This is a genomic window from Cryobacterium sp. TMT2-4, from assembly GCF_004402575.1.
Lineage (GTDB): Bacteria > Actinomycetota > Actinomycetes > Actinomycetales > Microbacteriaceae > Cryobacterium > Cryobacterium sandaracinum.
On record NZ_SOGE01000043.1, the window covers coordinates 33,637 to 54,209 of the forward strand.

The 20,573-nt window shown below is 69.2% G+C and carries 12 protein-coding genes; 9 read left to right on the forward strand and 3 right to left on the reverse strand.

The features are described from left to right. Nucleotides 1–162: 162 nt before the first annotated feature. Complete coding sequence (locus E3O54_RS15105) at nt 163–1,344, reverse strand: MarP family serine protease (RefSeq protein WP_134401954.1); 1,182 nt, start codon at nt 1,342–1,344, stop codon at nt 163–165. 162 nt (nt 1,345–1,506) lie between these two features. Between E3O54_RS15105 and E3O54_RS15110 the strand changes: the two genes are divergently transcribed. Further along, nucleotides 1,507–2,703, forward strand: a complete 1,197-nt coding sequence (locus E3O54_RS15110) for a DUF4192 domain-containing protein (RefSeq protein WP_134375053.1) — start codon at nt 1,507–1,509, stop codon at nt 2,701–2,703. A gap of 67 nt (nt 2,704–2,770) precedes the next feature. Here the strand turns inward: E3O54_RS15110 and E3O54_RS15115 are convergent, their stop codons facing one another. Together E3O54_RS15115 and E3O54_RS15120 are read right to left on the reverse strand one after the other, a co-directional pair. Continuing rightward, a complete protein-coding gene (locus E3O54_RS15115) occupies nt 2,771–4,276 on the reverse strand; it encodes an aspartate aminotransferase family protein (RefSeq protein ID WP_134401955.1) in 1,506 nt (501 codons plus the stop codon). A 4-nt stretch (nt 4,277–4,280) separates the two neighbouring features. After that, on the reverse strand, nt 4,281–4,760 hold the full coding sequence (locus tag E3O54_RS15120) for an Lrp/AsnC family transcriptional regulator (RefSeq protein ID WP_104099637.1): 480 nt from the start codon (nt 4,758–4,760) through the stop codon (nt 4,281–4,283). A gap of 596 nt (nt 4,761–5,356) precedes the next feature. On the opposite strand from E3O54_RS15120, the gene E3O54_RS15125 reads away from it, so the two are divergent. The 8 genes from E3O54_RS15125 to E3O54_RS16450 all read left to right on the forward strand — a co-directional run bounded on the left by E3O54_RS15125 (nt 5,357) and on the right by E3O54_RS16450 (nt 20,219). After that, complete coding sequence (locus E3O54_RS15125; protein WP_166790068.1) at nt 5,357–6,445, forward strand: FHA domain-containing protein; 1,089 nt, start codon at nt 5,357–5,359, stop codon at nt 6,443–6,445. Between the two features lie 28 nt (nt 6,446–6,473). After that, complete coding sequence (locus E3O54_RS15130) at nt 6,474–7,280, forward strand: PP2C family serine/threonine-protein phosphatase (RefSeq protein ID WP_104099634.1); 807 nt, start codon at nt 6,474–6,476, stop codon at nt 7,278–7,280. 118 nt (nt 7,281–7,398) lie between these two features. Further along, a complete protein-coding gene (locus E3O54_RS15135) occupies nt 7,399–8,853 on the forward strand; it encodes a serine/threonine-protein kinase (protein ID WP_134343316.1) in 1,455 nt (484 codons plus the stop codon). Beyond that, a complete protein-coding gene (locus E3O54_RS15140; RefSeq protein ID WP_104099632.1) occupies nt 8,850–14,795 on the forward strand; it encodes an Ig-like domain-containing protein in 5,946 nt (1,981 codons plus the stop codon). Before E3O54_RS15135 ends, E3O54_RS15140 begins: the two co-directional genes overlap by 4 nt. A 21-nt stretch (nt 14,796–14,816) precedes the next feature. Further along, on the forward strand, nt 14,817–15,788 hold the full coding sequence (locus E3O54_RS15145) for a MoxR family ATPase (protein WP_104099631.1): 972 nt from the start codon (nt 14,817–14,819) through the stop codon (nt 15,786–15,788). After that, a complete protein-coding gene (locus tag E3O54_RS15150) occupies nt 15,785–17,158 on the forward strand; it encodes a DUF58 domain-containing protein (protein WP_233191182.1) in 1,374 nt (457 codons plus the stop codon). The genes E3O54_RS15145 and E3O54_RS15150 overlap by 4 nt, the downstream gene beginning before the upstream one ends. After that, nucleotides 17,155–19,569: a transglutaminase-like domain-containing protein gene (locus E3O54_RS15155; RefSeq protein WP_233191180.1), complete on the forward strand. Its 2,415-nt coding sequence runs from the start codon at nt 17,155–17,157 to the stop codon at nt 19,567–19,569. The genes E3O54_RS15150 and E3O54_RS15155 overlap by 4 nt, the downstream gene beginning before the upstream one ends. Next, a complete protein-coding gene (locus tag E3O54_RS16450) occupies nt 19,566–20,219 on the forward strand; it encodes an FHA domain-containing protein (RefSeq protein ID WP_166805268.1) in 654 nt (217 codons plus the stop codon). The genes E3O54_RS15155 and E3O54_RS16450 overlap by 4 nt, the downstream gene beginning before the upstream one ends. Nucleotides 20,220–20,573 lie beyond the last annotated feature (354 nt).

Below are 20,573 nucleotides of genomic sequence, written 5' to 3' on the forward strand. Positions count from 1 at the left end.
TGAGAGTTCGCGGACGGGGGTTTTCGACTGGCTCTTCCGCCCACCCCGTCGAATTGGTTCGGTACCGGGTGCGGCGTCCGGCCCTGGAGGACCAGGGTCCACCGGGCACAGTCAGTTTTGACCGCAGGCAGCGACACAGTCAGTCGACGAGGACTCACTCAGTTAGCCACTGATGCAGGTGCCGGACGAGATCGGGGAGCCGAGCGTGGCGGCCTGCTCTACGACCGGGTCGACTTCCTCCATGGCGAGGGCGTAACCGAGGTTCTCGGTGGTGGTCGACTTCGCGAAGATGACGCCCGTTACGATACCGGCCTCGCTGAGCAAGGGGCCGCCCGATTCGCCGTGGTCGACGTCGGCAGCCAGCGTGTAGATCTGCCGGGAGGACGGGTCCTGCCCGTAGATGTCGGCTACCAGGGCCGGGGCCACGGCGACGACCTCGGCCGGCGCCGATTCGAATGGCCCGCCGAAGGGATAGCCGCTGCTCACCGCAAGGCTGCCCGGGGGAAGATTGTCGCCAATTGAGAGCGGGGGAGCATCGAGCCCCGACACTGCGATCACGGCGAGGTCCACGATCGGGTCGAAGTAGACGATCTGACCCGAACGGGACCTGCCGTCGGGCGTGACGACGACGGGCTCCTCCACCCCGGCGACGACGTGAGCGTTGGTGAGTACCCGTTCCGGAGCGACCACGAAACCGCTGCCGGACTGGTTCTGCCCGCACGCATAGGCGGTGCCGCTGATCTTCATCACCGACGCGCTCGCCGCGCGCAGGGCGTCGCTGTCGGTGCCCACGCTCGGCACGACCGGGGCCTCGCCGTTGAAGGCCTCCACGACACGCGGGATGCCCTCGGTCACCACGATGGAGCGCAGTTGGGCCAGGAAGCTCTTCACCTGGTCCGGGGTCAGGGAGTCGATCGAGCGGATCACGCTCGACGAGCTCACCGCCGACGACACCACGGGGACCCCGAGGGCACCGACGCTGAAGGCGATCATCGAGACCACGAGGGCCGACACCGCGACGGCTGCGCCGGCGCCGAGCACGCGGTCGACGACCCGGAGCTTGTTGCGAGTGCCCTGGGGAGTCAGGATCCTGCCGATGGAGCGTCCGAGCGAGAGGCCGCCGATCAGCAGAACAGCTGCGGCCGCGAGGGTCGCGGCCGTGCGCCACTCCGCGGCGGGAACCCAGGTGCCCACGAGCGGCACCAGAAAGTAGGCGGCGACGGCACCCGCCGCGAGTCCGGCGATTCCGGCGATGCTGCCGATGAGGCCGTTGCGGTATCCGGAAATCAGGTAGCCGAACAGCACGACCAGCAGCAACACATCCAGAAAAATTGAGAATGCCATCCGTGAACCTCGTCCTGTTGTCGGTGTCGTGCGCTTGCCCACCGGCCGCATCCGTCTGAACCAGAGTACGTGGCCAGTCCTCCCCAGAATGTGAATCCGCCGAGTCGTGCACCGACCCGGCTTGGATCGGGAGGTGGAGGCGGCTCCGGAGAGGGCGGACCCATGAATAGGACAATCGTCAAGACCAGGGAAGCACATGACTTCCTCGCGCTCGTGCCGCAGCTCGCCGGGTTCTTGCCCGAGAAGAGCCTGGTGCTCGTCGCCTTCCGTGGCAACCGTACCTGCGGGGCGATGCGGTTCAACCTGCCCGACCCTGCGGCACCGGAGAAGGTGCTCAAGCGCATCGCCACCACGCTCGTGGGAACGCTCTGCAAGATCCCGGACGTCGACGCGCTGGTGCCCGTCGTCTACAGCGACGAGAACATCGTGGCTGTGGCCGGCCTGCCGCAGGAACGCTTCGTCGAGGTGCTGTGCGCTCGCGCCCGGCTCTCCGGTTTCCTGCTTCGGGACGCCCTGTGCGTGGCCGCCGACGGGTGGGGCTCGTACTTCGACCCGGACTGCCCGGCCGGCGGGCATCCGCTCCGCGCGATCGCCGCCTCCGAGGTGCACCGGGCCATCCCCGACGAGGTTCGCCGCGACCTCGCGACGCTGCAGAGTCGCGCGGACTTGCCGGTGGTCGACCCGTCGATGAGAGAGCGGCTCGGCCGCCGGCTGGCGCGCTATCAACGCCTCGGCGGCCAGGCAGGCACAATGCCCGAACTGCTTGAGCTGGCCGGTGACATCCTCGACCCGGTGGTGGCCGCGGAGGCGGCGCTCGGTTTTGACCCGCAGAACCTGGGGCTTGACGACGCGGCCGCGTTGCTGTTCCTGATGCAGGGGCCGGCCTGCCGGGACCAGATGATGCTGCAATTCGCCTTCGGAGAGACGGTCGGCCGCAACACGCACTGCCTCAACCTGCGGTATGCCATCCTGCAGCGAGCCACGGGGCGGAGCCTGGACGACATCATCGCTGAGGAGCAGTCCGACGGACTCGACAGTCCGCACTCCCGGGTCACGAGCGACCTTATGCTCGGGCTCGGCCGGGAGCGCCCCGACCCCGAACGCATCGAGCCGGCGATCCGACTGCTGAAGGTGCTGGTCGCTCTGGCGCCGCGCACGGCCAGACCGGCGCCGCTGTGCATGCTGGCCTGGCTGTCGTGGGCGATGGGGCGCGGGTCGGTCGCCGGAATCTTCGTCGACCAGGCACTCGCCATTGACCGGCAGTACGGCATGGCTGAGTTGCTCCACACCGTTTTCGGTTCGGGGCACCTACCAGACTGGGCGTTTGCGGTCCCTCCGGACGAACCCGAAAATGCCTGAGCGGAATGCCGCTATCGGACTTCCGGCGGCAGGTAACCGGCTTCAGGCATCCGGTTGGCCATAGCGGCTACAGGTACTTGGGCGCCTCCGACAGCACGCCGTACAGGATGTCGCCGATCTCGCTGAATTCGGCCGGGCCGATGGTCAGCGGGGGAGCGAGCTGCACGACGGGGTCTCCGCGGTCGTCGGCACGGCAGTACAGCCCGGCCTCGAACAACGCCTTGGAAAGGTAGCCGCGCAGCAGGCGCTCAGACTCGGCGTCGTTGAAGGTCTCCTTGGTGACCTTGTCCTTCACCAGCTCGATTCCGAAGAAGTAGCCCTCGCCGCGCACGTCGCCCACGATCGGCAGGGCGAGCAGCTTCTCGAGCTCGGCCCGGAAAAGTGGCGAGTTCTCACGCACGTTCTCGTTGAGCTTTTCCTCCTCGAAGATGTCGAGGTTGGCCATGGCCACGGCCGCGGAAACCGGGTGGCCACCGAAAGTGTAACCGTGATAAAAGGTCGTGTCACCGTGCTTGAAGGGCTCGTAGATGCGGTCGCTGATAATGGTGGCGCCGATCGGGGAGTAGCCGCTGGTCATGCCCTTCGCGCAGGTGATCATGTCCGGCTCGATCCCGAAGGTCGTGGATGCGAACATGTTGCCGATGCGTCCGAAAGCGGTGATGACCTCGTCGGCCACCAGCAGCACGTCGTACTGGTCGCAGATCTCGCGCACCCGCTTGAAGTAGCCGGGGGGCGGCGGGAAGCAGCCACCAGAGTTCTGCACGGGTTCCAGGAACACCGCGGCCACGGTCTCCGGGCCCTCGAACTGAATCATCTCTTCGATGCGGTTGGCGGCCCACAGGCCAAACTTCTCCACGTCGTCACCGAGCCCGGAACCCAGCTCGTCGGCGCGGTAGAAGTTGGTGTTCGGGACGCGGAATCCGCCGGGGGTGACCGGTTCGAACATTTCCTTCATGGCCGGGATGCCCGTAATGGCCAAGGCGCCCTGCGGGGTGCCGTGGTAGGCCACGTTGCGGGAGATGACCTTGTGCTTGGTGGGGCGACCCTGCAGCTTCCAGTAGTACTTGGCCAGCTTGAAGGCGGTCTCCACGGCCTCGCCGCCTCCGGTCGAGTAGAAGACCCGGTTGAGGTCGCCGGGCGCGTTTGCGGCCAGACGATCGGCTAGTTCGATGGCGCTCGGGTGGGCGTAGGACCAGATTGGGAAGAACGCGAGTTCCTCGGCCTGCTTCGCCGCCACCTGGGCGAGCCGCTTGCGGCCGTGGCCGGCATTGACGGTGAACAGCCCGCTCAGGCCGTCGATGTACTTCTTGCCGTTCGAGTCCCAGATGTGGTGGCCGACACCCTTGGTGATGATCGGCACGCCGTGGCCGCTTTCGAGCACGGACTGGCGCGAGAAGTGCATCCAGAGGTGGTCTTTCGCCTTCTGCTGCAGGGTGGCGTTCTCTGCATCCGTGTAGACGCGGGGTGTGGCCGACGCCTCGGCTGTGGTGTCGCCGGTGCTGTCGGTGGCAACTTCGGCGGCGACTGCGGTGACGGGCGCGGCGGAGTCGGTGGTGGCTAATGTGATTGTCATTTTTTTACCGTGTTCCCCAGTTGTAGAACTGCTTGTGGAGTTTGAGATAAACGAAGGTCTCGGTGGAGCTGACGCCCTCGAGACCACGGATCTGTGAATTGAGGAGGTCGATCAGCTCGTCGTCGTCCTCGCAGACAACTTCGACCAGCAGGTCGAAGGATCCGGCCGTCAGGACGACGTAGTCTACGGCCGGAATGGCGGACAGCCGGTCCGCGAGCAGTCGAGTGTCCCCGGTCGCGCGGATGCCGATCATGGCCTGGCGGTAGAAGCCCAGCTGCATCGGGTCGGTGACGGCGACGACCTGCATGACGCCGGCATCCGTCAATTTCTGCACGCGCTGCCGCACTGCGGCCTCGCTCAGGCCCACCGCCTTGCCGATTTCGGCATACGAGCGTCGGCCGTCGTTCTGGAGCTGCTCGATGATCTTCTTCGAGACCTCATCCAGTGCTGCCGGCCTGCCCGCATTGCGCCCGTTTACGCTCATCCAGCGAGTATGCCAGCGGGAGTGACCTCAGGCAAGCGATTCCGAAGCAATTCACGTCAAACACAACGGAATCCTTGGGAGTTTGCCTGGTTCAGGCTCGGTTCCCGCCGCTGGGATGGTCGCTAATGGGGAGGTTCCGCCGGCTCATCGAACCACTCGGGAGTCCCGTGAGCGCTCGCGACCTTCGCAATTTCGTCAACGGCGGCCACCGTGGATAACCAATTCGACGGAGATTTTGGTTATAACCAGCTGCTTTGGCGGGTTCAGGGCCGATCCAGCCAGAATCTCCGTCGAATTCGTTCGGGACGGAGTTGATCCTCGGCTCGGTTCGGATCGACGTGGTGGCCGGAACGGACGTTCATCCCGCGCCGCGGCCCACTGCTCGATTGTGTCGGCGGCGGGAGCAATGGCCTCGTCGCGGAGATGCCGCACGGCGGACTCACGCACTCCGGCTACGGTAAAGACCTGTCGATGTACGAGTTCGCGGACTACGCGCAAATCACGCACGCCATGTCATACATCGGCCACCGACCTGATCGGCCACTGAATCGGCGTCCGAATATTGATCGTCAACGTAACGGAAAGGCACCATTCCCGTGGGGCGCGTCGGATACGAAACCGGTCTCGGCACCGAAGCCGCCTGGATCTTCGTCGTGGGGCGCGGCTTCATCGCCGCCCTGCCCGCCGGCACCCCGTCGGGCATCACCCTGACCCTGGCCGCGCTGGTGACGGCACCCCACGTCGAAGCCGAAGAGCTCGTCGCCCTGTTGCCACTCGGTGGCGAGCACGCCGTCGAGCATTTTGCGGTGATCATTCAGCGCGCTCCCACGGACGAAGACGGCATCCCCGTCTCCGTGGTCCTTCGCGGCGAAGTCGCGGTCGACGTGTACTCGGTCGGTGGGTCGCGCCGGTTCTCGGACGCCAGCATTCGCCCCTGGCTGCTGGCCGACTTCCGGGCCGTGACCGGTCTCACGGTGGGTTCCACCGGGCGACCCGTGGCCTCCTCGCGCGCCCTCGACTCCGGCCGACCATTCGGGCTCGGATCCGTGTTCGCGAACACCCTGTTCTGGTCGTTGGCAGAGCACAGCCAATCCGAGGCAGCGCAGGCCGACGCTGCGCAGGCCGACGCAGCGCAGGCCGACGCTGCGCTGACTGACGATTCACCTGCCGACGATGCCACGATCGTGCGCTCCGGCTCTGCGGGCCGCGCGGCGGACGCCGACACCGTTCTCGCCCGCCCGGCCGGGGCCGACACCCTGATCTCCGACGTCCGGGCGCCCGGGCAGCCCGGGCCTGCGGCCGGCGCACGGGCCCGGGCCGCCGAGGCTCGCTTTGCGTTCCGGCTGCCGAACGGGGAGGAGATCCCGCTGGACCTTCCCTGCCGGCTCGGTCGCCGACCGCGAGCGCCGCGCATCAGTGCCACCGCGCCGGTGCGGCTGATCGAGGTTGCCTCGCCCACCTCCGCCGTCTCCGGAACCCACGTGGAAATACGACAGGAGGGCGGCTCTGTCGTTGTCACCGACCTCGGTTCCACGAACGGCACCGTGGTGGCTCCGCCACGCGGGCGCAGGCAACGGCTCCATTCCGGCCAATCGCTCGCAGTGCTGCCCGGTACGACGGTGCACTTAGGGGACGGTAATATCATCGAGATCCTCCCCGCAGCCGGCAACACGCCCGGTCAGTAATCGCACGGCAATTTCGGAAGGCACAACCGTGACCCAGATTGGTCAAGGCTCAACCGGTTCCATCGTCGTACTTCCATCGGTGCAGAAAACCGTGACGCTGGCCTGGGCGGCGATCACCGACACCGGGCACCGCCGCCAGATCAACGAAGACAGCCTCGTCGCCGAAATTCCCGTCTTCGCGGTCGCCGACGGCATGGGCGGTCACTCCGCCGGCGACGTCGCCAGCGCCGCCGTCGTGACCCGGCTGGCCGAGCTCGCCGGAACGGACCACGTCGAAGCGGAGGCGATCAACGACGCGCTCAGCCGTTCCGTCGTCGACATGGCCTCGGGCGAGGGTGTGACCGACCTTGGCACCGGAACGACCGTGACGGGCGCCGCGCTGGCCGTCGTCTCCGGCGAGCCGCAGTGGATCGTGTTCAACATCGGCGACTCCCGGGTGTACCAGCTCACCTCCGGCGTGCTGGAGCAGGTTACCACCGACCACTCCGTGGTCCAGGAACTCGTGGACGCGGGCCGGATCACCAGGGACGAAGCGGATGTGCACCCGCACGGCAACATCGTCACCCGCGCCGTGGGCTTCCACGAACCGCCCGTGCCCGACTATCGCATCCGCCCCCTGCAGGCCGGGATGCGGCTCCTGATCTGCTCCGACGGCCTGACCAAGGAGCTGACGGCGTACGGCATCCGTCATTTCTTGATCTCCAACCCGCGGGCGGATGACGCGGCCAGGGCTCTCTTGGAAGCCGCGCTCGACAACGGTGGCCGCGACAACGTCACGGTGATCGTGCTCGACGTGATCACCGTCGGCGATGTCGTACCCCCAGAGTTGGGGTAGCTTTCTACCGCCCGTCCGGCAGCGAGACACCTAAAATTAGGGAGCGCTTGTCGAGTCACCCGGTCGATATGCGCCTACTCACGCACGACCCGCACTGATGATGACACCGGGAGGCGACATGGCACGGCGCTTACCCTCCACGCCGCCGAACCTGCCGGGATTCTCCTATCTCCGTCCGCTCGGATCCGGCGGTTTCGCCGACGTGTTCCTCTACGAGCAGAACATGCCCAGGCGCCAGGTCGCGGTCAAGGTACTCCTGTCCGAGATCGTCAACGATCACGTGCGCCAGCTATTCCAGGCCGAGGCCAACCTGATGGCCCAGCTGAGCTCGCATCCGTCGATTCTCACGGTTTTCCAGGCGAGTGTCTCCGCGGACGGACGACCGTATCTCGTCATGGAGTACTGCTCCTCGACCCTCAGCCAGCGCTACCGCTTTGAACCGCTCTCGGTGCCGGATACCCTGCGGATCGGTGTGAAGATAGCGAGCGCTGTCGAGACCGCGCACCGGTCCGGGGTGCTCCACCGGGACCTGAAGCCGTCCAACATCCTGGTCACCGCGTATGGGCACCCGGTGCTGTCGGACTTCGGGATCGCTGCCACCCTCGGCGAGGCCGAGAGGAGCGACGCCATCGGGCTCTCCATTCCGTGGTCGGCCCCTGAGGTGCTGCTCGGCGAGATCTCCGGGTCGGTCGCCTCGGAGGTGTGGTCGCTCGGCGCCACCCTCTACTCGCTCCTGGCCGGTATGTCCCCGTTCGAAGTGGCCGGTACCGAGAACGGTTCGGCCCAGATGATGGCCCGCATCAACAAGGCCCGCGTGCCGCCGCTCGACCGCGCCGACGTGCCGGCCCGGCTCGGCGCCATCCTGAATCGCTCGATGTCGCGGCGGCCGGAACTGCGGCAGCCGAGCGTGCTGGAACTCATCCGAGAGCTTCAATCGGTGGAGGCCGAACTCGGTCTCGCGCAGACGCCCCTCGAGGTGGAGCAGGACGGCTGGGCCGTCGCTGCCCCCGCCGACCAGGAGGACCGGACCCGGATCACGGGCATCAACTCAGTCGACGCCTACGCCGGCCGCCGCCGCCGGAAGGCGTCGCCAACCGGCCTCGGCGCGCGCTCGGCGACCTCGGCACTGCTGAGTACCGGGCAGCTGACCACCGGCCCGCAGGGGGACACTGTGACCACCCGGCCCAAGAAGCGGAGGCGCACGCTTACGGTATGGGGACTCGTGTCTGCGGCGGTGATCATCGTGGGACTCGCGACCACGGCGGCGACCGTGCTGGTGACCCAGGCCGGCACCGACATCCCTCTGGTCAGTGATGTGGATGGCGCGCTCCGCTCTGGAACCATCGTGTTCAGCTGGGCCGACCCCGGGGTCCGGGACGGCGACACCTTCGTGGTGACCCTGCGCAGCGGTCAGAGCAGCATCCAGCGGGGAACGGAATTCCGGGTCGACCCGCAGGGACAATCTCGGGTCTGTGTGACCGTCACGGTCAACCGGGACGGCAAGCTCGGCGCTCCGAGCGGGGAAAAATGCGTCGACACCGGCCTTCCGGGCGCGTCCGGCGGCGCCGGGTGATCCGTCGCTGGCTCGCCCGCCACCGCTCGCTCTTCGCCACCGCGCTCAGCGGCACCGTGGTCGTGGCCGTCATTGCCACCGTGGCCATCGCCTCCGGTGGATACACCGCGCAGCGCCTCGACCTCGGAGACGCGGCCGTCTGGGTGAGTAACGAGGCGCGCCAGGTCGTCGGGCGAGCGAATACGGCCGTCTTCGAACTGAACACGGTGGTCAGCGCCGGAAGCACCAGCCTCGACGTGGTGCAACGGGGCGCCACCGTGCTGGTGCTGGACCGTGGCAACAGCGCCCTCGACATCCTCGACCCCGCGACCGCGGAGGTGGCCGACAGCGTGGCCCTGCCGCCGGACGCTGCTTCGGTCTTCTTGGCCGGCGACCGGGCGGTGGTCACCGCGAACGGCGACGTCTGGAGCGTGGCCGCGAGCCAGCTGTCCGAGTTCGACAGCACCACCGAGCCGACGCTGGCCTTCGGTGCCGGCTCCGTGGTCAGCCTCGACGAGGCCGGCGTGCTGTTCGCCTTCACGCCGGCGACGGGGGAACTCTCCCAGGTCGACCTGCTCACCGCGGACACCATTACCAGTACGGTCACGCTCACGGCCGGCGAAAAGGATGACCGCTACCAGCTGACCAGCGTCGACGGCCGGTGGGCGCTGCTCAACGCCTCGAGCCGGCGACTGTTCCAGGCGGAGGGGGTTGAAGACCTGTCCGGGAGCATCCGTTCCGGGGATGAGCCCGTCCTGTCGGAGCCGAGCGTGACGGGCGACCGCGTTCTCATCGCCCACCGTGAGGGGCTCATTGCGGTGCCCCGTGCCGGCGGACGCCTGACTCCGCTCGTCACCGGCCGGAGCGGGGACGCCGCCGCGCCTGTACAGGACGCCTACTGCGCCCATGCCGCCTGGTCGGACGGCACCGTCTGGCGCGACTGCGCGGCGGCCGGCGCGGAGGGCGGCACCGGAAGCGACGGCGCCACCGCCACCCTGTCCGGCGTCGCCGGGGACGCCCGGCTGGCCTTCCGCCGGAACGGAACCGGACTCGTGCTGAACGACGCCCGCAACGGCACGACCTGGGCAGTGCAGCAGGGCAACGAACTGATCGACAACTGGGCCGAACTGATCGACACCGACCCCGATCAGCAGCAGGTCGAGCAGGCGGCTGACGACACCCCGCCGGAGTTCGAGAAGTCCCAGGTGCCACCCGTCGCTGTCGATGACGCTTTCGGCGGCCGGCCGGGACGCACCGTCACCCTGCCCGTACTGCTCAACGACTTCGACCCCAACGGCGACGTGCTGGTGATCTCGGCGCTCACCCCCGTGCCCGAGTCGGCCGGGCGGCTCGAGCTCGTGGCGGACACTCAGCAGGTGCAGCTGACCCTCACGCCGGAGGCATCCGGATCACTGAGCTTCGACTACATCATCGACGACGGGCGCGGCGGGAGCGCCTCGGCGACGGTCACGGTCGCGGTGCGCTCCCCCGAGGAGAACGCCGCACCCGTGCAGGCCCGCACGACGAACACCACGGTGCGCGCCAATGGACGGGTGACCACGGCGGTGCTGGGCGACTGGGTCGACCCGGACGGCGACCCGTTCTATCTGGCGGCGGCGACCGCGCCCGCACCGGACCAGGTCAGCTTCACGCCGGCCGGGTCCGTCGTCTACACGGATGCCGGCGCGGGCGGGGGCGCGAAAACGGTGGGCCTCACCGTCTCCGACGGCCGTGCCGGCGGGGCCGGCGCGCTCTCGGTGATGGTGCGGCCGAGCGGCTCGGTGCCCATCGTCGCCGAGGCGTTCGTGGTGCTTGCGACCGCCGGCAGCGAGGCGACCGTGTCGCCGCTGGAGCATGTGCGCGGTGGATCGGCGCCGCTGCGCCTGAGCAGCGTGCCGGCCAAACCCGAGGTGAACATCACTGCGGACTTCGACGCCGGCACCTTCCGGTTGCAGAGCAGCGTGGTGGGGGTGCACGAGATCGAGTACGCGGTGACGGATGGCGAACTCACCGCCACCGGGCGCATCCGCGTTAACGTGACGGCCGCGCCCGACGCCAGCAGCGCCCCCGTCACCGTGCCGCACACCGCATTCATCCGCGGCCAGCAGGCCACCCTCGTGGACGTGCTCGCCACGGACTCCGATCCGGCCGGTGGGGTACTCCTGGTGACGGGCATCACGGATGTCCCCGCCGACAGCGGGCTTCGAATCGAGATCCTCGACCAGCGCATCCTGCGCGTGACCCTGACCAAACCCCTCGAGGGCGGTACGGCCGTGTTCGGCTACCGGGTCAGCAACGGCCTCGCCGACGCCGCGGGCACGGTGACCGTGATCGAGATCCCGCCGCCGGCCCAAAAGCAGGCCCCGATCGCCGTGCCGGACTCGATCTCCGTGCGCGTCGGCGACGCCATCGACATCCCCGTGCTCGCGAATGACGAGCATCCCGAGGGCGACACCCTCACCCTGGCGCCGGAGCTCGCGACCGAACTGCCCGCTGGCGGCGGTCTGCTCTTCGTCTCGGGCCGGGTGCTGCGGTTCCTGGCGCCGGACACGGCCGGCAACGTCACCGCCGTCTACCGAGTGAACGCCCCAGACGGCCAGTTCGCGAACGCCGAGGTCAGCATCGCGGTGCGGGAAGCCGATCCCACCTCGAACAGCGCCCCCGTGCCGAAAACCGTGACGGCCCGTGTGCTCGCCGGGGACACGGTGAGCATCCCGATCCCGCTGTCCGGCATCGACACCGACGGCGACTCCGTGCAACTGGTCGGCCAGGAGACCAGTCCGGAGAAGGGGTCGGTCACGGTCACAGGCGTGGACTCGCTCGACTACACGGCCGGGGAGTACTCGGCCGGCACGGACACGTTCAGTTACTCGGTGGTCGACGCGCTCGGGGCCCGGGCCGTCGGCACCGTGCGGGTGGGGATCAGCCCGCGCCTCGACGGCGCCCGCAACCCGGTCGCCACTCCGGATGAAGTCGTGGTGCGCCCCGGCAGCACGATTGCCGTGCGGGTGCTCGAAAACGACTCCGACCCCGACGGCGGCACCCTGAGCATCACCGGCGTGGAGGCGAGCGGCCAGGCGAGCGGCCAGGCGAGCGGCGAGGCCGACTCGGGCACCGCCGTCGTCGACGGCGACACCGTGGCCGTGACCTCACCCGTGACACCGGGCCGCTACGGCTTCATCTATGAAATCCAGAACGTGCGGGGCGGAACGAGTTCCACCTTCCTCACGGTCGTGGTCCGCGAGGACGCCCCGCGCTCGCGTCCGGATGCACGCGACACTCACGTGCCGCTGTCCGACGTGCTCGAGGCCCGGACCGTCGACGTCGACGTGCTGGCCAACGTCTTCTTCGCGGAAGGGCCGGCCACCGCATTGGCTCTGACGGTGCCCGAGCGTTTCTCGGGAATCGCCGAGGTGACGCCGGCCCGGCGCATCCGGGTCACGGTGGGCTCGACCAGCCAGATCATCCCGTTCGCGGTGACGCACCCGGAGGACGCGAGCATCGTGTCCTACGCGTTCATCTGGGTTCCCGGGACCGACGACGCCCTACCCCAGGTGCGCCGCGGTGCCCCGCCGCTGACCGTGCAGAGCGAGGCGCTGCTCTCCATCGACATCAACGACTATGTCGTCGCGGTCGGCGGAAAAAAGGTGCGCCTCACCGACCGCAGCCTCGTGCGGGCGACGCATTCGGACGGGGCCGACCTGGCCCGGAACGACACCAGCCTCGCGTTCGCGAGCACCGACAAATACTTCGGGCCGGCGTCCATTTCGTTTGAGGTCACCGACGGTTCGGGGCCTGAAGACCCGGATGGGCGCACGGCGACCATCGTGCTGCCCATCGAGGTCACGCCCCGCGAGAATCAGCCGCCCGGTTTCAATGGAGCGGTGCTCGAGTTCGAGCCCGACCAGGAGAAGGTCATCGACCTGACCCGACTCACCAGTTACCCGTATCCGAACGACCAACCTGAGCTGGCGTACACCGTGCTCGACCCGCTTCCGACCGGTTTCAGCTACGCGCTCGACGGGCAGACGCTCACCCTGCGCGCCACGGAATCTACCCCGAAGGGCGCGCGGAGCACGATCACGATCGGCGTGCGCGACGGCGTTCAGGAGGGCCGAGCCGGCCGGGTCGACCTGCGCGTGGTCGCGTCAATGCGACCCGTCGCCATCCCCGTGACGGATGCCGCGGTCGCTCCCCGCGGTCGCACGACCGTCGTCGACGTGCTCGCGAACGACGGCGCCACCAATCCTTTCCCGTCCGTGCCGCTGCGCGTGCTCGCGGTGCGCGGCCTGGACGGCGGCGCCGTTCCGGCCGGGGTGAGCATCACGCCCAGCACGGACCGAAGCCGGCTGTCGGTCCGGGTGGCCTCGGACGCCGCGCCGACCGACCTGACCCTGCAGTACCAGGTGGCCGACGCGACGAACGACCCTGCCCGCTACGCCTGGGGCACCGTGCGCATCTCGGTGCAGGACAAACCTGACCCGGTGTCCAGCCTGCGCGTCACCGGCTTCTTCGATCGGGGCCTGTCCTTCTCGTTCAACGCCGGGGCCTTCAACAACTCGGCGATCACCGGGTATCAGATTTCCCTCCTCGACGCCGCGTCGGGGGCCGTGCTGTCCAACTCGCTCTGCTCAGCGACCTCCTGCCAGGTCGCGACGCCCGGCAACGGCCAGGGCAATGCTCTGCGAGTGTCGGTCGCCGCGCAGAACGGGATCGGGCTGTCCGAGGCGACCGTGCTGTCCGATCGGGTCTGGTCCGACTCGGTGCCGACCGCGCCGACCGGCCTGGTTGCGGAGCCGCTCGACGGCGGGCTGCGCCTGCGCTGGAACACCGTTGCCCCGGTGGGCGGCGGGACGGCGATTCGCGGCTATGTGGTGACCCGGAACGGCGCCGTCCAGGAGGAGGTCAGCGCTTCCGGATCGAGTTGCGCGGCGGGAACCTGCTCCGTCGACGTGATGGGCCTCGTCAACGGCGTGAACACTCCCTTTACGGTCAGCGCCCGCAACGACGCCTACCCGGCCCTGGCCGGTTGGAACAGCGCGGTGGGGAGTGCGACGCCGTTCGGCCCGGCCCGCGCCGGCGCGATCACGGCCAGCGCGGCCGACGCCGCCGGAGCGGTGACCGTGACGTGGGACGGGTTCGACGGCCGCGGCGCCCTCATCGGCGGCTACTTCGTGCAGCGGCTGCGCGAAGATCAGGTTCCGACGGGTGCGCAGGCGTGCACGGTGTCCGCGTCGGGGGAGCTTCAGCCACCGACAGAGGGCGGCATCGTCGCCCAGCAGAAGGCGCTCGGCGGTGACGCGACCAGCACCGTGTTCGACAGCCTCCTCGCGGACAACGGCCGCTACTACTTCGCCGTCTGGGGGTACAACAAGGGCGGCTGCGCCCCGACGGCGGTGGCGAGTGTTCTCGTGCGCCCGGCGCCCGGACCTGTCACCGATGTGCAGAGCACCATGGCGGCGCGGGGCGATGCTTGGGATCTGCGCGTCGACGGGATCAACCCGAGTGCGGGCATCCGGGACTACCGGCTGCGCGCGGTCGACGGCTCCGGCGGGGTCGTTCCGAGATCCGAGGTCGTCTTCGGCGGGGCCGGCTGGCCGCGCGAACTTCTGAGTCTCCCGTTCGGTGAGATCGTGCGTTATCAGGTTTCGGCCTGTACCGACTGGGGGTCGTGCGGGCCGTGGTCGGGCACGCTGAGCGCGCCCGAGGCCTCCGTCAGCTTCACCGTGACCGGGCTTGCCTACGACCCGGCCACCGGAGTCATCAGCTGGACCAATGGGCCTCAGAACAACGGCCTTCCCGCCGCCTACGGCTGCTCGGTGCCCGGCGACGCCACGGTGACCCCGCGGGATGCCGACTCCCCGAACACCTGCAGGTTCGGCACCGGCGCGCCGCCCCCGCCGGCCGGTGCCGTGCTTCTGGCGGTGACCGTGAATAATCAGACCTATACCTATGCGCCGTGAACCAACGAAAGTGATCACCCCATGACGATGACCGCGGAGCAGGCGGCCCAGTTCGCCGACGTTTTCGACCGACTGGTGACCGGGGTCGAGCAGGTGCTGCTGGGCAAGCACCACGTCATCCGGATGTCGTTCACCGCGCTTCTCAGCGGCGGACACCTGCTGCTCGAGGATGTGCCCGGCACCGGCAAGACCTCGCTCGCGCGCGCCATCGCACAGAGCGTGCGCGGTACCAGCAACCGGGTGCAGTTCACCCCCGACCTGCTGCCGGGCGACATCACCGGGGTGAGCATCTACGACCAGCGCAGCGGGGCGTTCGAATTCCACCGCGGGCCGGTCTTCGCCAACATCGTTCTGGCCGACGAGATCAACCGGGCCAGCCCGAAGACCCAGGCCGCGCTGCTCGAGGTGATGGAGGAGGGTCAGATCACCGCCGACGGCGTCACCCACCCGGTGGCGGCCCCGTTTATGGTGATCGCCACCCAGAACCCGATCGAGCAGGCCGGCACATACCGGCTACCCGAGGCGCAGTTGGACCGATTCATCATGAAGGCCTCCATCGGCTACCCGGACCACGCCTCGACCATTCGCATCCTCGAAGGTGCCGGGCAGCGCGCGCACGAGGTGACCGTGCCTCCGGTGGTGTCCGCGGCGACCGTCGTCGAACTCGCCGCCCTGGCCCGCACCGTCTACGTCGACGCCACCATCAACGATTACGTGGCGCGACTGATCGACGGCACCCGCACGAGCTCCGAGGTACGTCTGGGCGTCAGCGTGCGCGGGGCGCTCGCGCTGATCCGCACCGCGAAGACCCTCGCCGCCGCGAACGGCCGCCATTACGTGGTGCCCGATGACATCAAGGAGCTGGCTCACGCCGTGCTCGGGCACCGGCTCGTGCTCGACCCCGAAGCCGAATTCGACGGCGTCACCGCCTCCAGTGTGATCGCCCGGGTGCTGATCGAGACTCCGCCGCCCAGCGACAGGCAGGCTGCGTGACGCAGATCGTGCCGGGTCCGGGCGCAGGCACAGCTACCGCGCCTGCGCTGCTCGCGCCCGCGCCGCCCGCTACTCTGCCGGTCGCAGTCTCCGGTGACGGCCGGCTGGCCGACTTCGTCGCGGCGGGAGTCCGGTTCGGGTGGGAATGCGGTGCTCGTGTCGCTGGCGCCCTGCGTGCGGTCTTGTCCGTGGTCACCCCGCTCGGCTGGGCCGTCCTGGCGGTCGTGGGGGTCTCGTTCCTGTTCGGCTATGCGCTGGGCTGGACCGAGCTGATCGTGATCGGCTGGGCCGGGCTCGTGCTCCTGGTGGCGGCATCCTGTTTCCTGATCGGTCGGAACGCGTTCGAGATCAACCTGCACCTGCCCGTGGATCGGGTGGTCGTGGGGGAGCGGGTGCCCGGCCAGGTGAGCGTGCGGAACCCGACCCGCCGGAGACTGCCGGGCGTGGGCGTCGAGGTGCGGGTCGGCTCCGGGCTGGCCGAATTCTCGATGCCGAGCCTCGCCCGCGGTGAGGACTTTTCGGACGTCTTCATCGTGCCGACCCGCAGACGCGGCGTGATGCCGATCGGTCCGGTGCGGACGGCGCGCGCCGACCCGATCGGGCTACTGCGCCGGGAGATCGTCTGGGCCGAACAGGTCTCGCTGTTCGTGCACCCGCGCACGGTCTCGATCCCGAGCATGAGCACGGGCTTCATCCGCGACCTTGAGGGCAATCCCACCCGTGACCTGACCAACAGCGACGTCTCGTTCCACGCGCTGCGCGAATACGTGCCCGGGGATGAGCGGCGCACCATCCACTGGAAGAGCACCGCGAAGACCGGCCGCTACATGGTGCGCCAGTTCGAGGAATCCCGCCGCAGCCACCTCATGGTCGCTCTCAGCCTGGCGCAGTCCGATTATGCCGGCGAGGACGAATTCGAGATGGCCGTCAGCGTCGCCGGCAGCCTGGGGGTGCGGGCCATCCGCGACGCGCGCACGGTCTCCGTTGTCGCCAGTGCGGTGCCGCCGGACTCCAGCCGACGACGGATGCCGGGACTCCGTCCGCTGAGCACCCTCACCCGCACCCGGCTGCTCGACGATCTCAGCGGCGTGGAACGCTCCTTGGCCGCCCTGCCGGTCAGCGAGCTGGCCAGGGCCGCAGCGGACACCGTGGCCGGCATCTCGGTGGCCTTCCTGGTGTGCGGGTCGGCCACCACCCTCACGCAGGTGCGCACGGCCGCCAGCCGTTTTCCGGCCGGCGTCGACGTGGTCGCCGTGATCTGCGCCCCGGAGACCGTCCCCAGCCTCCGCCGCGTGGCCGAGTTGAGCGTGCTCACCATCGGCTACCTCGACGACCTGCAGCACAGTCTCGCCCGAACGAAGGCGGCATGAGCGCGCGGTGGGTGAGGAGGGGCGGCGCGCGCCGAGGCGGGATGGCGGTCCGCGGCATCCGTCTGGACTGGCGCTTCATCGTCGGCAACACCGTCGGGCTGCTCCTGGCGACCCTGATCGCGAGCGCCTCGCTCTGGCCGGTCTATCAGAGCCGCGAGTTCATCGTGCTGGTCGGCGTCACCTTCGGGCTGGGTACCGTCGTCGCCATACTGGGGGCGCTGTTCCGCTGGGGCACCTGGCTGGTGGCGCTTTCCACCGTGGGGGTCTACCTACTCGCCGGGGTGCCACTGGCCGTTCCTGGTCGGGCGGTGCGCGGCATCCTGCCCACCCCGGACGGCCTGCTCGACCTGCTCGCCGCGACCGCGCTGAGCTGGAAACAGCTCGTCACCATCGTGCTTCCGGTCGGTTCCTATCAGGCGCTGCTCGTGCCCGCCTTCATTCTGGTGCTGCTCAGCACCGTGATCGGGCTGTCGGTCGCCCTCCGCGCCCCGGTCGGCGAGCTCGGCACACTGGCCCCCGCCATCCTGTTCGTCAGCGGCATCGTGCTGGGCCCGACGGTCGCGACCATGCCGATCGGAACCGGTCTCGGCCTCTTTGTCGTGCTCTTGTTCTGGCTGCTCTGGTTTCGCTGGATGCGCCGCCGTTCCGGCGTGCGGCTCGCCCTGCAGCAATCCCGCCGCAGCACGGCGTCGTCGTCCGACCGGCGGCTCGCGGCGGCCCGCGGGCTGGTCAGCGCAGCCGTGATCGTGGCGGTGGCGATCGCCGCGGGAACCGGGGCCGCGGTCGTGCTGCCGGCCGACGTGCCGCGCGACGTGCTGCGCGCTCGGGTGCAGCAGCCGTTCGACCCTCGGGCCTACCCGAGCCCGCTGAGCGAATTCCGCGGTTACCTGCAGGCCGGGCGGGCGGATGCGGTGCTCCTGGAGGTGACCGGCCTCCCGAGCGGCGGCCGCCTCCGCTTGGCCACCCTGGACAGCTACGACGGGATCGTCTACTCGGTCGGCAGCGACCAGGTCAGCAGCGCGTCCGGCTCCTTCACCCGGCTGCCGGACCGTCTCGACCAGTCCCTGGTCGACGGCGACCCGGCCACCCTCACGGTGACCGTCGAGGGCTACACCGGCGTCTGGGTGCCCGGCGCCGGACAGCTCGAACGCATCACGTTCAACGGCCCCACCCGGATCCTGCGCTCCGACTCCTTCTATTACAACGACAACAGCGGCACGGCCGCGGTGCTCACCGGGCTGGTCCGGGGCGATGGTTACCAGAGCGTGGGCGTCATCCCGCGGTCACCGGACAGCCTGGCCGACCTGCGACCCGGCAGCGCCGTGCTGCCTGTGCCCGCTGTTCTGCCGGACGAGGTCGAACAGACGCTCGCCCGCTACGTGCAAGCCGGCGACCCGCCCGGTGTGCAGCTGCAGGCCATGCTCGACGGCCTGAAAACGGATGGTTACATCAGCCACGGCATCCTTCCGGACGAACCGGCGAGCCGGTCCGGGCACGGCGCCGACCGCATCAGCGAGCTGTTCACCGACCAGCCCATGCTCGGCGACGCCGAGCAGTACGCCGTGGCCGCGGCCCTGATGGCGCGCCGGCTCGGCTTCCCGGCCCGGGTCGTCATCGGCTTCGTGCCGCAGGCGGCCGCCGGCGCCGAGGCCGCCTCCGGGGCCGAGGCGGTCCCCGTCGTCGGTTCCGACATCTCGGCGTGGATTGAGGTTTCCTCTACCGAGGGCTGGGCCACGATCGATCCGAACCCGGCCGTGCGGGACATCCCGGCTCGGGCCCCCGATGACCCGTCGGTTGTTTCCCGGCCGCAGTCGGTTGTGCCCCCGGCCCTCCCCGACCCGGTGGAACTGCGCGAGCCAGCCCCGCCGGAAAGCACCAGCGACGACCCGCCGGAACCGCTCAACCCGCTGCTGGTCTTCCTGCTCGCCGCGGCGACCATCGCCGCCTGGACGCTCCTCGGTCTCGGCGTACTGATCTCGCCCCTCCTGCTGATCGCCCTGGCCAAAGCGCGCAGGCGGCAACTGCGCCGCACCCGGTCCACACCGCTCGACCGGATTCGGGGCGGCTGGCGAGAATTCGCCGACGCCGCCGTGGACCATGGCATCGATGTTCCGGTGGGGGCCACCCGCACGGAAGTGGCCGCGCTGGTGCCGGGAGCGGAACCTCTGACACTGGCCGTCGCCGTTGACCGTGCCGTGTTCTCCCCGGAACGGCCGGGCAATGCCGCCGCCGAGGACGTGTGGACCGCGGTCACCGACCTGCGTCGCTCGCTCAACGCGGGGAGCAGGCGCACCGACCGGCTTCGGGCCCTCGTGTCGTTGCGTTCGCTGGGTCGGTACGCTGGAGGGGCATCCGTTCGCCGATCTGCCCCGAGCGGGAGCGGCCCTGCACCGGGAGGAGCCCGCCCATGAACTGTCTGATCTGCGGTGCGCAGCTTCCCGTCGGCGCCATGTTCTGCGGCGAATGCGGCAGCTCGAGCACGGCCACCCCGCTAACCCGGAAGCGACCGGACCCGCGGCCCAGCGACACAACGGTCATCCTGCCGCTCCGTCGGCGCTCCGTGATCTCGGTGCCGGTTGTGTCGGTGCCGGTCGTGGTGCCGGTTGTGTCGGTGCCGGTCGTGGTGCCGGTTGTGTCGGTGCCGGTCGTGGTGCCGGTTGTGTCGGCTCCGGTCGATGCTCCCGGCCCAGTGCCGCTCCAGGCTCCGGAACCCGCCCCGGCCCCCGCCCCTACCGCGTCCCTGTTCGTGCTCCAGTTCAGCACGGGGGAGACGATCTCGGCCCTCGGCACCGGCCTGATCGGTCGCCGGCCGCTGCCCCAGCCGACCGAACGCGTCGACATCCTGGTGCAGATCAACGACCTCGGCCGTTCGGTGTCGAAGAGCCACCTCGAGTTCGGCCAGTACGATGGCGAGTTCTGGGTCAGTGACCGGTACTCGGGCAATGGCACCATCATCCGTCGCCCGGATGCGGTGGCGGTGCGCTGCGAACCCGGCCGGCGCTATCTGGTGCCGCGTGGTTCCCGGGTCGAGATCGCGGACCAGTTCTTCATCCTCAATTAGTCCCTCACCAACTGACCCCTCCCCGGCCAGATGAGTGTGCCCAATGACCGTGGGCGCTGAAGGTCCGCGGATTGGAGTGTTCCGAGGCGATTATGCTCGGTGCCGGTGCCGGTGCCGCGCCGCTGCCGCCGCCGCCGAGCCGACGCCGAGCCGACGCCGAGCCGACGCCGAGCCGACGCCGAGCCGCCGCCGAGCCGCCGCCGATGTGGACGCCGAGCCGACGCCGATGCGGACGCGATCGACCCGAACGAATTCGACGGAGATTTTGGCTCCCCTGCTGTATCCGTGGGTGTTTCGGAGCGCCTTAACGGCCGCACGCCGCTTCCTGTCTAGGTTTCTGACTGTCAAAGGAAA

Bases quoted from the DNA above. Each gene is read 5' to 3' on its own strand.
- E3O54_RS15110 (WP_134375053.1), top strand. From the start codon at position 1,507: ATGAATAGGACAATCGTCAAGACCAGGGAAGCACATGACTTCCTCGCG.
- E3O54_RS15120 (WP_104099637.1), bottom strand. From the start codon at position 4,760: ATGAGCGTAAACGGGCGCAATGCGGGCAGGCCGGCAGCACTGGATGAG.
- E3O54_RS15105 (WP_134401954.1), bottom strand. From the start codon at position 1,344: ATGGCATTCTCAATTTTTCTGGATGTGTTGCTGCTGGTCGTGCTGTTC.
- E3O54_RS16450 (WP_166805268.1), top strand. From the start codon at position 19,566: ATGAACTGTCTGATCTGCGGTGCGCAGCTTCCCGTCGGCGCCATGTTC.
- E3O54_RS15135 (WP_134343316.1), top strand. From the start codon at position 7,399: ATGGCACGGCGCTTACCCTCCACGCCGCCGAACCTGCCGGGATTCTCC.
- E3O54_RS15115 (WP_134401955.1), bottom strand. From the start codon at position 4,276: ATGACAATCACATTAGCCACCACCGACTCCGCCGCGCCCGTCACCGCA.
- E3O54_RS15145 (WP_104099631.1), top strand. From the start codon at position 14,817: ATGACGATGACCGCGGAGCAGGCGGCCCAGTTCGCCGACGTTTTCGAC.
- E3O54_RS15155 (WP_233191180.1), top strand. From the start codon at position 17,155: ATGAGCGCGCGGTGGGTGAGGAGGGGCGGCGCGCGCCGAGGCGGGATG.